The organism is Psychrobacter immobilis (genome assembly GCF_904846285.1).
Taxonomy (GTDB): Bacteria; Pseudomonadota; Gammaproteobacteria; order Pseudomonadales; family Moraxellaceae; genus Psychrobacter; species Psychrobacter immobilis_D.
This window is the reverse complement of the sequence record NZ_CAJHAD010000001.1, coordinates 78,065-93,398: the sequence shown is the minus strand read 5'-3', so window position 1 is coordinate 93,398 and position 15,334 is coordinate 78,065. Positions and strand designations below refer to the sequence as shown.

The window sequence follows — 15,334 nt, the reverse complement described above, 5'->3', positions numbered from 1 at the left end:
TTCTCATCGCCTATTTTATAGATAGACAGCATTGATTATTGTAACACCTCTTATCATTAAATATGCCACCGCTGACCCATAAATACTCAACGCTTTCATAGATACTTTCTAAGCATAGAACATTTTTAATAAATACTACTATCAGCTAGCTACGGTTACTTAATTATAATCATTTAATAGTTAGCACATATTTTTACCCACTAGCTTTTACCTGAATAATTTTTAACTGGCAAGTTCAGTAATCCCCTTGTATTAATAGGCAGGTTTGTTTAGGGTAAGTAAGATTATATGATTAAGCGGCAACCTAGTTTGAGCGATATTAAATTGACTAGATCATGCAAACTGTCATATTTGATGTCATACAAGCTTGATATAGTGACAATAAGAACTAGGTTTAGGTTTTAGTAAAATACAAAGTTCGTAAGATAACAAGTTAGTTGCCCCATCTTTAATTATTTTAACAATTAAATTTTCGTTTTTTACACCCCACCAAGGAGACTATAGATGTCAACTGCATATAAATCAGCGATCGATTTAGTACGTGAATTAAAGCAAAAGCACGGTAACTGGCAGAACATTAGCGAGACTGATGCGGCACGTATGATGTCACAAAACCGTTTTAAAACCGGTTTGGATATCGCCAAATATACTGCAAAAATCATGCGTCAAGATATGGAAGACTATGACAATGATACGTCTCAGTACACGCAGTCTTTAGGTGCATGGCATGGTTTTGTTGCCCAACAAACCATGTACGCTAAGAAAAAATACTTTGGTACAACGTCTAAAACTTACATCTACCTATCAGGTTGGATGGTTGCAGCTCTACGTTCTGAGTTTGGTCCTCTTCCTGACCAATCTATGCATGAAAAAACGTCTGTACCTAAGCTAATCGAAGAAATCTACACTTTCTTACGTCAAGCTGATGCTAAAGTACTAAACGATTACTTCCGTGAGCTAAACGCTGCAGAAGAAGCCGGTCAAGACACTTCAGCTATCGTAGAAAAAATCGAAAACTTTGATTCGCATGTTGTGCCAATCATTGCTGACATCGATGCCGGTTTCGGTAACGAAGAAGCGACTTACTTGCTAACTAAGCAAATGATCGAAGCGGGTGCTTGTGCTATTCAGGTTGAAAACCAAGTATCTGACGCTAAACAATGTGGTCACCAAGCGGGTAAAGTAACGGTTCCGCATGAAGACTTCATCTCTAAACTAAATGCTATTCGTTATGCATTCCTAGAGCTAGGTGTTGAAGACGGTATTATCGTTGCTCGTACTGACTCTGAAGGCGCATCACTAACGCAAAAAATCCCAGTATCAAATGAGCCAGGCGATCTTGCTTCTAAATACATCGACTTCATCGAAATGGAAGAAGTGACTTTAGAAAACGCGAAAGAAAACGACAGCTTACTTAAGCACAACGGCAAACTAGTACGTCCAGTTCGCTTGCCAAACGGTCTATACCAGTTCCGTGAAGAAACGAACATCGACCGCGTTGTCCTTGACTGTGTCACTGCTCTAGAAAACGGCGCTGATCTACTATGGATCGAAACACCAACGCCAGACGTAGAACACATCAAAATGATGGTTGATCGTATTAAAGAGCAACAGCCTAAAGCCAAGCTTGTATACAACAACAGCCCATCATTTAACTGGACGCTTAACTTCCGTAAGCAAATCATCGCTCAGTGGGAAGAAGAAGGCAAAGACTTGTCTGCCTACAATAAAGATGACTTGATGAGTGCTGATTACGATGGTACTGAACTTGATACCGCAGCTGACGAAGCGGCTAGAAACTTCCAACGTGATGCATCACGTGAAGCAGGTGTATTCCATCACTTAATCACGCTACCTACTTATCACACTACTGCTCTTAGCGTTCATGAACTTGCTAAAGGTTACTTCGGTGAAGATGGTATGCTTGCTTATGCAGCTGGCGTACAACGTAAAGAAATCCGTGAAGGCATCGCTTGTGTTAAACACCAAGCAATGGCAGGTTCTGACCTTGGCGATGATCACAAAGAAATCTTCTCTGGTGAAAACGCCCTTAAAGCTGGCGGCGGCAAAAACACGATGAACCAGTTCTAATTACCGACCACCTATAAGTACATTTTATAAGTAAAAGTTTTAAGAAAAGCCGTCCTATATTGTAGGGCGGCTTTTTTATGTGCTATACGTAAATCTATCTACTGCAATAACAGTGCTACTTAAGCAATCGTTTAATTAACTGCCATTCATTTAATCAATGCTCCTACAACTTGAGCCAACCAAAACAAAAGTTTTACTTGTTATTCACCGGTAGCTTTCATACGATGGTAATCAATTATATTTACTAAAATAATCGGGAGCCATCATGCAAGAGATAGAGCTAAAGTTTTTGGTACCAGAATCACGATTAAAAGGCTTGCTACGCCAAGCACAAATTAAATCATCTGAGTTGACGCAACTGGCTGCCCATTATTATGATACTCCTGATCAGAAGCTTGCACAGGCGGGTATTGGCTTACGTATTCGTAAGGAAGGTGATGCGTGGGTACAGACCATCAAAGCAGGCGGCGACGGTATAGCGGCACGTTTAGAACACAATGCGCTACTGGATAATGAACAGGTACAGGCAATGCTCGATACTAATACGCTCATGCCAGATTTAAGTATTTATAAAAATACCTCTGTCGCCCCTGCTCTCGCAGAATTTAAACTAAAAAAACTGGCCAAAAAACTTGTACGGCTATATGTGACCGATGTAGAGCGCACCACCCGATTGCTGGTAGATGATAGTGACGATGAATCGAATAACCATATTGAGATGGCATACGATTATGGAGAAATTATCCACGGTAATGATGATAGCCAGCGCGACGCTATTCAAGAGATTGAGTTTGAGCTAATATCAGGCGATATAGACTTTTTATTTGCCACTGCCAAAACTTGGTGTAAACGCTATAAACTTTGCCTATCTACGGTGACCAAAGCTGAGCGCGGTGGTCTGCTAATCACTGAGCAAAATCATAGCCCAGCGGTTAGCGCTGACCTCAACCAAATGACTGTCAACAAAAACAGCAGCATGCCTGCATTTATACGGGCAGTAGTGCATAACTGTCTGTTGCAAATACTACCAAATAGCAGTGCTATCGTCGCTGGCAGCGACGACGATGACCATATCCTGCAACTGTATATCGGCACTGCCCGCTTGCAAGCTGCTCTACAAGTATTTTCCAGCTATTCTGACGAGATCAATCCAGACTGGTTACCAATATTAAAACAAACAGCGGCGTTACTGAGTGAGTACCGAGAGCTTACCTATCTCGCCTTACACATAGAGCCTGACTTACAACAGCAAGGCGCGCCTATCGTCAATTGGACAACAGACATTGATGCGCTAAAGATGACCCCAAAGGATGCCGTCAGCGCCAATGGTTTTCAGCTTACCTTACTTGAGCTGATTGCTTTTACCATGAGTGACCCAAGCCTTGAACCGCAAGCTGATAAACCCGTCATTGATAAGCTGGCAAAAACGCTATCTAAACAGTATGCGAAGCTTGGCAAAACAGCGCAAATGTTACAGAGTAAAAAGGGTGCTGACTTTGATAGCATCATGATAGAAAATAATGATTTAAAAAATGACGATTTGAAAAATACTGATATAAATGACCATAATTCAGAGCAAGCAATGGATGAGCTGCATCAACATTTAACAGCTTTACTTTATATCAGTGAATTTGCTGCGCCATTATTAGATAAGAAAAAGTTAAAAAAGAAAACCAAACGCTGGCTAAAACGTGTGGTCAAAGCGCAAACGGCCTTGAATCAATATCGCAATCATCTAACATATCAACAGCGCTATCAGTTGAAATCAGAGACTGATATCAATGCCTTATATGGCGATGGCTGGTTTGTGGCAATGCTTGCGATAGACTATAAGCATACCGAAAAATACTTGGCTAAGGTGACAGACAGCTCAATATTTTAGTAAAAATATTCATATCAGAATGATAAAATTCTTTCATAGAAAAGACAGCTCACTTTATATGGGCTGTCTTTTTTTAAGGTACTTTTTTTAAAGAGCTTTTTTCGCTTGGATGAATAAACTAAGCCATGTTGAAAACTTAACGACTCGACTCAGTCAATCATACATCAAAAATTAGCACGCATTTGCTACGCCCAGTTCTTGTATGAGCTTAGCTCTTTTATAAGCCTAATACTTTCATACGCTCATTGACTGGCTGATAAGTTTTCTTGCCAGCAGGCTCAACAATATTACCAAACGGCATTTGCGCCACCAATTCCCAGCTATCTGGGATAGAAAAAGCCTTAGCCACATCTTCATCAACAAGCGGATTATAGTGCTGTAGGTTGGCGCCAACGTTCAAGGTACGTAGTTCTGTCCACATCGCATATTGATGCATGGCCGAGGTTTGCTGTGCCCAAACTGGGAATCTATCTGCATATAACGCAAACTGCTCTTGCAGTGACTCAGTCACGTTTTTATCTTCATAAAACAGCACAGTGCCTGCAGAAGCACGGAAGCCGTCTAGCTTTTGCTTACTGCCAGAAAAATCGCCATCACCAACGGCTACACGCAGCTTTTCTTCAGCGATATCCCACAGCTTCTGATGCTCGGCACCAAACAATACGACCAAGCGCGAAGATTGTGAATTAAAAGAAGAAGGAGTATGTAATAAAACCCTCTCTGCCATATTTACAATCGCTTGTGGCGCTATTGGTAGCTCATTGCCCAATGCATATATTGAACGGCGCTCATCAAAGGCTTGTTGTAAAGTTACTAGGCTTTCTTTAGACATCATCATTATCCTTGTAATTATAATAGAATGTAGATTAAACGAGCCATGCTTGGCATGACACGTTAATTATGAACAAGGAAGCTATTATATCAATATACTAAATAACATCTAGGGTCTATAAAGTTTATTTTATCAATCACGCTATGAAGTAATTCTGTTTTACTTAAGCCTTTTAGAAAAAAATTTCATCCGCAATCGTTACTGGATAGTAGTTAATTAGCGGTAATCGTCACCGATGTGCCCTCTTGCACGTGCTCAAATAGCTCAACAATATCTTCATTGCGCATACGTATACAGCCATGCGAGAGGGGCACGCCCATCGGCTCAGTGTCTGGCGTACCATGAATATAAATATAACGCTGATAGGTATCACAGCCACCTTGGCTATTACTGCCTTTATTACAACCTTCTTCGAGACCACTTAGCCAAAGAATGCGGCTCAATATCCAATCGCGCTCAGGGTGTCGCTTACCAAGCTCTGCATCATATACCTCGCCAGTGGGTGTGCGTCCTACAAACACCGCATTCATGGGTTCACCTGCGCCGATTTTTTCGGCGATAAAATGTTTGCCAAGTGGCGTGCAGCCGCTATCTTGCTGACTGCCTATCCCGTTTTTAGCCGTAGAAACCGTATATTGAGTCACTTCTTTATTGTGTTGGTAGAGCGTGAGCGTTTGCTGAGCAATATTAACAACCAATTGCACATTAGAACTTTCGTTAAATTCTTCGGTAAATTTTTCATTATTTGTCATAAATAGATTCCGGCGGTCATTCATCTAATGGATGTCATTGTTGACCGCGTGATGAGTAAGTTGATTGAATTTTTCTATTATTAAGGGATTGTATCAAGGCCTTTGGCACCGTAATATAGGGACACATTTTTTGATGCTAGCAGATTATGACGACTATTTCACCGACACGTGTGTCGATGTATGATTTTCTCTATCAAGATACTAAGCCGATGGTGTCATTATTGGCAGATGCGGCCAAGCTTTCATTACCACAAGCGCGACTGGCGATGGATGCAAGTTTGCAGGCCATTGTCAGTGCCTTGCTTGCTTATCAGCAGCACAATGATGGGCAAGCCGTGAACAAAAAGCTGTTTGGTCGCGGCGCTGTCAAAGAGCTACGCCAATATAACTCAATGAATTTTTCCACCATTAATGCGACGTTATATCATCGTCATGAAGCCGCGGATGCGATATTTCATGATAATGCCCGTGTGGTTAAAGCCAGTGATTACATTGCTGAGCAGATTGACGCGACGACGCAGCAAGTGCAGATACTCCTCACCTCTTTATGCGTGATTGTCTTACGTGAGCTGGCCATTTTAGCCGAATATAGCCAACTTGATAACGACGAGATAGATAAATGGTTTTCTCTACAGCCACAGTTTTTATCAGCTACTCGCTTTGCCATCAATGAGCCAGCGTCTGTCTCTGTTAAATTGAATGAGGTTAATGAAGATAACGGTCTGATTGCAGCAGAGGTCAATTCAGACTTGGCAGTAAAAACAAAAGCAGCAGCCGAATCCGAAAACAGTCCTAACACAGAACGTTCGTTATTGAGTATAGAGCAACTCGCTGATAACCCGCCAGCTTTCAATCCTTACTGGCATGAGTTGACAACATTCAAGCCTGAAAATCAACAGCCTGTGCAAGACATGCAGCTAGCGACCGGTAATTATTTAAAAGTCATCGGGCGCTCCTCTACGAATGCCCAACAAGGTAAACATAACGACTTGCTCACGTTTGCAGAAATGAGCGCCATCAGCTTGCCGCACCGACGCTGGCTGCTGCAACTGGCTAAAATTTCAGAAATATACTTGCAGCGTAACCGCCTACGCATTACCTCCGAACCTGCCAGCGCACCAAAACCCCCTTTGGTCAGCTTAGGTCTAATCGGTAGCAATAACGACAATACGCCGACTACCACCAGTGAAAAACCCATTGAATACGACGCACCTATACCTCTCTGGAAAAATCCCATTATCCTGATTATTATTGTTATCGGGGTTCTCGGTGGGCTAGCCGCTCTCAAATATCAAAGCCAGAAATCTGACGGTATGTTACTGGCGACAGAAGAGGTTGTAGAACAAGACCTGATAAAAGAGCGTCAACAGCAAGATGTGGCCATTGTTATGATGGACGATGATGAAGCTGATGCTAAAGACGCAAAAGCAGCTCAATAATAAGTGACAGCACTTAGTACATAATCTCTTAAACATCAAGAAATAGTCGAATAAATCTTCAAAAAATCCATAACAAAAGGCGCTATCTTAATAGCGCCTTTTCTATTTATATATTTTTATTTATGCTTTATCTAGCCCAGTTTAGCAAAACCTGCTTACTTTGATAAATCACGACCACGGCTGGCTTCAATCGCCAAACGTAGACCATTTAAGCGAATGAAGCCTTCTGCGTCTTTTTGATCATAGGCGCCAGCATCGTCTTCAAAAGTCGCAATTTTTTCATCAAACAATGAATCATCTGACTTACGACCGACGACGCTTACAGAACCTTTGTATAATTTTAAGCGTACCGTACCATTGACATATTCTTGTGATTTGTCAATCAATGCTTGCAACATCATACGCTCAGGGCTAAACCAATAGCCGTTATAGATAATTTTAGCGTAACGGGGCATCAGCTCATCTTTTAAATGCGCCGCTTCACGGTCAAGCGTTAATGATTCGATACCGCGGTGTGCTTTCAACATAATAGTACCAGCTGGGGTCTCGTAGCAGCCGCGTGACTTCATACCAACATAACGGTTTTCAACGATATCTAAACGACCAATACCATGCTTGCCACCAATTTCATTCAATTTAATCATAATCTCGAAAGGCTTTAGCTTTTCACCATCAATAGCAACGATGTCGCCTTTTTCATACTCTAGTTCTAGATATTGCGCTTTATCAGGTGCTTCTTCAGGGCTGACTGACCAGCGCCACATATCGTCTTCTGCTTCGGCGTATGGATCTTCTAAGATGCCGCCTTCATAAGAAATATGCAGTAAGTTGGCGTCCATTGAATACGGAGATTTTTTCTTATTGCCGGCATAGTCGATGGCAATATTATGTTCTTTAGCATAGTCCATCAAGCTTTCACGGCTTGATAAATCCCACTCACGCCAAGGTGCAATGGTGACCACGTCAGGAGATAAGGCAACGGCACCAAGCTCAAAACGTACTTGGTCATTACCTTTACCGGTTGCGCCATGACTGATGGCATCAGCGTTATGTTCTTTAGCAATTTCAACCAGACGTTTAGCAATTAGTGGACGCGCGATAGACGTGCCTAGTAAATATTCGCCTTCATAGATGGCATTGGCACGGAACATTGGGAATACATAATCACGGGCAAATTCTTCACGTAAGTCTTCGATATGGATATGTTTGATGCCCATCGCTTCAGCTTTGGCACGCGCCGGCTCAACTTCTTCACCTTGACCGATGTCAGCGGTGAAAGTAATCACTTCTGCATCATAGGTTTCTTGTAGCCATCTGGCGATAATTGAGGTGTCAAGACCACCCGAATATGCCAAGACGATTTTATTAATAGTTTTTGGATCAAGCTGAGCCATGAAGAACTCCTAATATAAGAATTTATTATCGAATACATTTAATGGGACGTAAAATGCGAATGATGGGATGAAATCAATAAAAGACAGATTGCCTACTCAGTGTACATCATATTTACTAGCGGCAAAAGTGGCACGGCTATCAGCCACTAGGTTTTCCTTTATATTTGAGGTTAATTCTAGAAATAGGCTTATTTAAAATATCAGACAACCTAATCAACCATCATTTCTAACCACATTCTAAAAACTCTAGCAAAAGTTAATCGGGCAAAAAATCGCTTATCATTTATGTACAGATATTTCGCCGCATATTTAGTCAAGTAGGCAAATCTGTTATGATAGCAGCACAGCAAGACTGCCCCTTCACTCCCGTATATGACAATATAGAGCGCGATGACACCATGACCGATTCGATTAGAGAATTAACCATCCTGCAGCCAGATGATTGGCATATTCATTTGCGCGATGATAAAGCGTTAGCAACCACCGTTGCTCATGCCGCCCAAAGCTTTAACCGCGTTATCTGTATGCCAAACCTTGTGCCACCAGTTAAAAATATCGATGATGCTCATGCTTACCGTGCGCGTATCATACAGCAGCTAGAAGCAAGTGATTTAAGTGCTGCGCGTAAAGCGGCTTTTGACCCACGCATGACTCTGTATCTCACCGATAACACAACAGCCAATGATATCGAAATGGCGGCAAAATCAGGTATCGTCCAAGCGGCCAAGCTTTACCCTGCGGGTGCAACGACCAACTCTGCTGATGGCGTCACCGATATCAATGCCCGTGTCGATATCTTTGAAGCCTTAGAAAAATATAATCTGCCCTTATTACTCCATGGTGAAGTGACTCACGACCATGTCGATATTTTCGACCGTGAAAAGCGCTTTTTAGATGAAGTGTTGGCGCAAATCATCGTCAAATTTCCGACTATGAAGATTGTACTAGAGCATATCACCACCAGTGATGCCGCTGACTTTGTCTTAGAACAAGGCAACCAAGTCGCTGCTACGATTACGCCGCAGCATTTGATGTTTAACCGCAATCATTTATTGGTCGGTGGGATTAAGCCGCATTTTTATTGCTTGCCTATTTTAAAGCGTGAAAGTCATCAAAAAGTATTGTTAGATGTTGCCACCAGTGGCAATCCGAAATTCTTTTTAGGCACGGATTCTGCACCTCATGCAACGGATGCGAAAGAATCTGCTTGTGGCTGTGCCGGTTGTTATAGCGCTGCCAATGCGCTACCGCTATACGCCACCGCTTTTGATAGTGTCGGTAAAATAGACAAATTAGAAGGGTTTGCCAGCCGCTTTGGCGCTCAATTTTATGGCTTACCGGTACACGAGAGCACCATTACTTTGATAAATACGCCGATGCAAGTACCAACCGACTATCCTTACTTTGATGGCTCGTCGTTAACGCCATTGATGGCTGGTGAGATGTTGCCTTGGTCTATCAAAGACTAATAGAGACGACGTAAAGTCATCTACGCTTCTATTGTATCCTATGATAAGCAATGCTCTTATGCTAAAAAAGCCATACGCTTAGCAAAGGCAATACTCCTATCATAGGATATTTATTTTTTAGCGATTTTTAACTTAATTTTTACCTCAATTCAATGCCACAGCACGACTGATAAAAGCGATTTAACTTGATATGACCATTCAAAACGATACCGCCCTACCTGAAGACAACACAAACAATCCTAGCAAAGTCCCAAATACGACCGATAGCAACACAGACGTACAAGCACCGATGACCTTAAAAGAACGTTTTCGTAAGTTCCTGCCTGTGGTCGTCGATGTCGAAACAGCGGGCTTTAATGCGCAAACTGACGCCTTACTAGAGATTGCCTGTATTCCTGTGCTATTAAATGAGCAGGGCGTGTTTTATCCGGGTGAGGCACTGAACGCTCATATCGAACCTTTTGAAGGGGCGAATCTCGAGCCAAGCGCGCTTGCCTTTACCGGCATTGATCCAAATAATCCATTACGTAAAGCCATTGCCGAAGATGAAAAAACGGCGCTACGTCGTATTTTTAAAGGCTTAAAAGAAGTACGCCGCGCTGAAGACTGCCGCCAATGTGTTTTGATTGGACACAATGCGCATTTTGACTTAGCATTTTTAAATGCGGCAGTACTGCGCACCAATAGCAAAAGCCACAATCCGTTTCATAACTTTTCAGTCTTTGATACCGTAACACTGTCGGCCTTGGCATTTGGGCAAACGGTACTAGCACGGGCTTGTAAGGCCGCTGGACTCGATTTTGATGGCAATGATGCGCATTCAGCGCTCTATGATACCCAAAAGACCGCTGAGCTGTTTTGTCATATCCTGAACAGCTACCCTATGCTGGCTAATGCGATGCATAGCGAATCTGAGTCTACCGAAGTAGCTATTGAAAATAATCAATAAATTCTTTATTACAGATTATGTATTGTTCATCATGAATAATAGTGGTACTTGTAAGGTTTACTAACTTTAACCGTTCGATTTAAAAGTATAATTTAACCTTTTATAAACGCGCTATAAAAATAATGGGTTAAATCTATAGATGGTTTGAGTTGCTTACTGTGCTTTAAGCACCTTTTATAGGCGCTTAAAGCTTAATAAAAGGGACTTTATTATGGAACCACAGTTTAAGTTATGGGCAACCATAATCGGCTATATGCTGCTGGCATTAACTATTAGTACTTGTACGTCGTTATGGATTCGGTATCATTTAAAGCGTAATGACCTACATCCACGTCGCGCCCTCAAAAAAAGATATTTAATTTTGAAAAGACGTAGAAAAAGGCTTGACAGTAGACACGGACGCTATTAGAATACGCACCACTTCAACATAAATGGTGAAAGCAGTTGAAGCGTTGTTACTAGTCCCCATCGTCTAGAGGCCTAGGACACCGCCCTTTCACGGCGGTAACGGGGGTTCGAATCCCCCTGGGGACGCCACTATTTGGCGTCACTTATTAGCAAGTTTGCTATAAAGCATCGATAAGACTAATAAGCGTACCATCAAAAAGCCCATTCACATTTTTGTGAGCGGGCTTTTTTTATGCCTGTTTATTTTTTAGAATTTTATATAAAAGCTCTTACGCATCAAAATAAAGTATTCTAGAGTGGTTTTATGACAGCAAAAAGCCAGCAATTTATGCTGGCCTTTTAAATATATACGGGCTAACTATTTAAAATAGCTTACCAAATTTTATCTGCTAGCATCAACCAGAGTAGCGCCAATACAATCAAGCCGCCTAGCACAGTCTGTATCAGGAAAAAAGCTTGGTGCTGTCCGACTACTTTGCCCAAGGTTACCCCTAGGGTATTATATTTTATAGGTTGGGTATCAAGCTCACCGCTTCTTTCTTGGTCTTCATAATAACCTTGCAGAATATCTAAAAACTGCTGCCATTCATTGGTGTCCCACATATTGGGCTTAAACGGCATAAAAGTTTTAAGCTTAGGCTCATTCATCATCCAACGCTCAAGAGTAATTGAACGTAGTGACCAGCCAGCAAAACGGCGCTCAGCGATGGCTGAAAAATCCAATATTTTTAAATCTTTATGTCGATCATCTACCAATAAGCGGTTTTTTAGATTGGTTAATGCTTGTTCCGAGCCTTCCACACATTGCAAAAAGTAGCCATTGCCGTAGCAAAGGATACCCGTAATATTATCGGCTTTATTATGCTTAATGGCGACTTCTGCGATGTCGTTAAGCGTACTCGCACTTGCAAGACCAGTCGATGTAATGTGGCTCAGATATACAAACTGGCAGAGATCTGGCGTTACTGGATTTGTCGAATCATTCACTGTTGACAATCAGCTTCTCCCTATTATCAGGTAAATGTAGCTAAGACAACCATACTAACTTTAGAAAAAATAGAGCAACAAGGCATTCAAAGGTAACAAATTGGCTTGTTATATTATTGATTTATAAATGTTTATATTAATTGTATTAAGTTGGTTACATCATAGGCTAATTTCGTCATCAAAGCAATATATGTTTATCTTAAGCCTCTATACTAAGCTATGCTTTAGAATTATTTATATGCAGAATATGACATGAATATGTCTTCCTAGAATAAGCCCTTTAAAAGTTTTAGAGACATAAAGAAAAAAAGGCGCATTAAGCTATAAGCCCTCAATTTCAATATCAAGGACAAAAAGGTTTATAAAAAATAGTTAGAAAGGAAAACAATAATAAAAATGATGAGTACTGTAAAATGCCTAGGAGAGTTAGGATTGGGCGCTAAGAATCGCTGTGAGCAAAATAGCGTCATCAGGATAAGTCAGTTTGATATTTTGGCGGCTGCCAGACACTAAGCGAATCGGCATTTCTAAATACTCAAACGCACTTGCCTCATCGGTAATTTCTAGCTGGTTCTCAGCAACATAGGTTAATACTCGCTGCAACTGATCGAGGCGAAATACTTGCGGGGTTTGTGCCTGCCACATATTACTGCGGTCAATAGTACGTCTAGCATAAGAATATGAGCTACTGTTAACAGTAGAGTTAATTATAGCAGGCTCGTTTACAGGGTTAGATTGAGTGGTAGAGTGTGCATAAGACTGTTTAAGAGTATCCGCCACTGGTGTGGCAAGAATAGCGCCATAAGGCTCTAGCATCGCCGCTTCAATCACTTTATCAATATCTTGTTGAGGCACCGCTGGACGCGCCGCATCATGAATGAGTACCAAGTCCGAATCCTCAGCCCCTGACTGACGAATGGCTTCTACCCCGGCTTGTACCGATTGCCAACGCTCAGCGCCGCCAATAGCATATTCTATAGGTAGTGCAAATTTAAGCGCTTGTGCTGTATTATCATCCGCTGCTATAACGAGTAAGCACTTGTTAATATACGCGCTACAAGCAAGCCGCGCGACGCTATGCTGTAACAAGGTCTGTCCTTGTAGCAGGGTATATTGCTTGGCAATAGAGGCACCAAAACGACTACCACGACCCGCAGCGACAATCATGGCATGTATATTAGGGGTGGTATTCATAGGGTGGTTTTGACTAGTACTCATGGGCGGATTCCATGATGATATGACTGGATTGAATAGAAAGGAATCTTAAAAAGAATAGTAATTTAAATATAAGCAAAACAAACTATAGATGACCGTTTATCTTGAAGTAGTTAAAATCAATAACGGCTATGCGTCGTAGGCGCCGTTGATACTTGTACAAAGGTCTCATTTGGCTTAATCAAGCCTAAGTCTAAACGCGCGTGTTCTTCTACCGCTTCAAGACCGGTCTTTAGGTCATGAACGTCAGTGCGTAGCAAGTTGTTTGCTGCCACTTGATTGTCATTTAAACGTTGCTGCTCATCAATCTGTGTCAGCAATTTATTATGCTCAAACTGACCATTTTCACCCAGCCAATACTGGTATTGTAGTCCTAACAACACCGCAACGGCTAACGCAAGTAGGATAAATTGGCTAAAGTATTTCATAAATTGTTAACGCCAAATGATGAAAGGACAATGAATTAAAGTGAAAACTGGCTAAGCTTAATAACGTTGTTAAGCGATATACCCTCATATTTATGAAAATATATCGCTTAGCTTTAAGCTCAACTTCTTAGCTTTTTAACCACGTAGACCGATGAACTCTTCACGGCCACGGTAGCTTGCACGAACTTGTTGTTCGATACGCAATAGCTGATTGTATTTCGCGACACGGTCTGAGCGGCATAGTGAGCCAGTTTTGATTTGGCCTGCTGCTGTACCTACTGCCAAGTCAGCAATGGTGCTGTCTTCAGTTTCACCTGAACGATGTGAGATAATCGTTGCATAGCCATTTTTCTTCGCCAGATAAATCGCATCTAGGGTTTCTGATAAAGTGCCAATCTGGTTAAACTTAATCAAAATCGCATTGGCAATATGCTTATCGATACCTTCTTGCAAAATAGCAGGGTTGGTCACAAATAAATCGTCGCCGACCAACTGGACTTTATCACCAATCTGCTCAGTCAAATACTTCCAGCCATCCCAATCTGACTCATCAAGACCGTCTTCGATAGAGATAATAGGATATTGACGCGTTAAGCCAACGAGATAGTCAGAGAAACCTTGGCTATCAAAGGACTTATTACCCTCGCCTGCTAAGATATATTGACCATCTTTATAAAACTCACTAGCGGCACAATCTAGGGCAAGATGGATGTCTTCGCCTGCTTTATAGCCGACTTGCTCAATCGCTTGCATGATAACGGTGATAGCTTCTTCGTTGCTACGCAGGTTTGGTGCAAAACCACCTTCATCACCGACGGCTGTATTCAATCCTTGCGATTTTAGGACAGATTTTAAGCTGTGGAAAATCTCTGTACCCGCACGCAGCGCTTCTGAGAAGCTGGTAAAACCAACGGGCTCAATCATAAACTCTTGGATATCAACCGTATTATCCGCATGCTCACCACCATTGATGATATTCATCATCGGTACAGGCATCGTCAATGACGTCTGATTGCGTAAGTTTGCGATATATTGATGTAGTGGCAGACTTTGTGACTTGGCAGCAGCTTTTGCCGTTGCAAGAGACACAGCCAATATCGCATTAGCACCAAGGTTGTCTTTGTTTTCTGTACCATCGAGCGCAATCATAGCGTCATCAATGGCTTGCTGCTCAGTGACATCTTTATCCATTAGCGCACTGCGAATCTGGCTATTGACGTTGGCAACGGCTTTTTTGACGCCTTTACCCATGTAGCGATTTTTGTCGCCATCACGCAGCTCAAGCGCTTCACGTGAGCCTGTTGACGCGCCACTTGGGGCAGCAGCACGTCCAACCGTGCCGTCAGCTAAGATCACATCAGCTTCAATCGTTGGGTTACCGCGCGAGTCTAAAATTTCACGAGCGCGAATGTCTTTAATTGCGGCGACGTTGGTGGTTTCTTCAGCGTACATAATGTCTGTTAATTCCTTTGGTCATGCCAAGTTTGT

The 15,334-nt window shown here is 42.0% G+C and carries 12 protein-coding genes and 1 tRNA gene; 6 read left to right on the top strand and 7 right to left on the bottom strand.

Going from position 1 to position 15,334, the window contains the following annotated elements; all coding sequences use genetic code 11:
• Positions 1 to 504: 504 nt before the first annotated feature.
• Positions 505 to 2,091 carry an isocitrate lyase gene (locus JMX13_RS00410; protein ID WP_201608859.1) on the top strand — a complete coding sequence of 529 codons (1,587 nt, stop codon included), beginning with the start codon at positions 505 to 507 and terminating at the stop codon, positions 2,089 to 2,091.
• A 265-nt stretch (positions 2,092 to 2,356) separates the two neighbouring features.
• Positions 2,357 to 3,973, top strand: coding sequence for a CYTH and CHAD domain-containing protein (locus JMX13_RS00405; RefSeq protein WP_201608858.1), 1,617 nt, complete (start codon positions 2,357 to 2,359; stop codon positions 3,971 to 3,973).
• 217 nt (positions 3,974 to 4,190) lie between these two features.
• Here the strand turns inward: JMX13_RS00405 and JMX13_RS00400 are convergent, their stop codons facing one another.
• Both JMX13_RS00400 and JMX13_RS00395 read right to left on the bottom strand, forming a co-directional pair.
• A complete protein-coding gene (locus JMX13_RS00400) occupies positions 4,191 to 4,805 on the bottom strand; it encodes a nitroreductase family protein (RefSeq protein WP_413786293.1) in 615 nt (204 codons plus the stop codon).
• A gap of 212 nt (positions 4,806 to 5,017) precedes the next feature.
• A complete protein-coding gene (locus JMX13_RS00395) occupies positions 5,018 to 5,557 on the bottom strand; it encodes a L,D-transpeptidase (RefSeq protein ID WP_201608856.1) in 540 nt (179 codons plus the stop codon).
• A gap of 146 nt (positions 5,558 to 5,703) precedes the next feature.
• Between JMX13_RS00395 and JMX13_RS00390 the strand changes: the two genes are divergently transcribed.
• Complete coding sequence (locus JMX13_RS00390; protein WP_201608855.1) at positions 5,704 to 6,996, top strand: hypothetical protein; 1,293 nt, start codon at positions 5,704 to 5,706, stop codon at positions 6,994 to 6,996.
• A gap of 155 nt (positions 6,997 to 7,151) precedes the next feature.
• Here JMX13_RS00390 and JMX13_RS00385 read toward each other — a convergent pair whose 3' ends face one another.
• The gene (locus JMX13_RS00385; protein ID WP_201608854.1) at positions 7,152 to 8,390 is read right to left on the bottom strand and encodes an argininosuccinate synthase; all 1,239 of its coding nucleotides are present in this window, start codon (positions 8,388 to 8,390) and stop codon (positions 7,152 to 7,154) included.
• A gap of 398 nt (positions 8,391 to 8,788) precedes the next feature.
• Here JMX13_RS00385 and pyrC point away from each other — a divergent pair, with 398 nt between their 5' ends.
• From pyrC to JMX13_RS00370, 3 genes are all read left to right on the top strand, one after another.
• Positions 8,789 to 9,859 (top strand): dihydroorotase, encoded by a 1,071-nt coding sequence (gene pyrC, locus JMX13_RS00380; RefSeq protein ID WP_201609238.1) that lies wholly within the window; start codon positions 8,789 to 8,791, stop codon positions 9,857 to 9,859.
• Positions 9,860 to 10,148: 289 nt separating this feature from the next.
• The gene (rnt, locus tag JMX13_RS00375; RefSeq protein ID WP_413786297.1) at positions 10,149 to 10,808 is read left to right on the top strand and encodes a ribonuclease T; all 660 of its coding nucleotides are present in this window, start codon (positions 10,149 to 10,151) and stop codon (positions 10,806 to 10,808) included.
• Between the two features lie 461 nt (positions 10,809 to 11,269).
• Positions 11,270 to 11,345, top strand: a tRNA-Glu gene (locus tag JMX13_RS00370).
• A gap of 243 nt (positions 11,346 to 11,588) precedes the next feature.
• On the opposite strand, the gene JMX13_RS00365 is transcribed toward JMX13_RS00370, so the two are convergent.
• The 4 genes from JMX13_RS00365 to eno all read right to left on the bottom strand — a co-directional run bounded on the left by JMX13_RS00365 (position 11,589) and on the right by eno (position 15,298).
• Positions 11,589 to 12,203 carry a BLUF domain-containing protein gene (locus JMX13_RS00365; protein WP_227686173.1) on the bottom strand — a complete coding sequence of 205 codons (615 nt, stop codon included), beginning with the start codon at positions 12,201 to 12,203 and terminating at the stop codon, positions 11,589 to 11,591.
• 426 nt (positions 12,204 to 12,629) lie between these two features.
• Complete coding sequence (gene ispD / locus JMX13_RS00360; protein WP_227686152.1) at positions 12,630 to 13,421, bottom strand: 2-C-methyl-D-erythritol 4-phosphate cytidylyltransferase; 792 nt, start codon at positions 13,419 to 13,421, stop codon at positions 12,630 to 12,632.
• A gap of 116 nt (positions 13,422 to 13,537) precedes the next feature.
• A complete protein-coding gene (locus JMX13_RS00355; protein ID WP_201608851.1) occupies positions 13,538 to 13,846 on the bottom strand; it encodes an FtsB family cell division protein in 309 nt (102 codons plus the stop codon).
• Between the two features lie 135 nt (positions 13,847 to 13,981).
• Positions 13,982 to 15,298: a phosphopyruvate hydratase gene (gene eno / locus JMX13_RS00350; RefSeq protein ID WP_201608850.1), complete on the bottom strand. Its 1,317-nt coding sequence runs from the start codon at positions 15,296 to 15,298 to the stop codon at positions 13,982 to 13,984.
• Positions 15,299 to 15,334 lie beyond the last annotated feature (36 nt).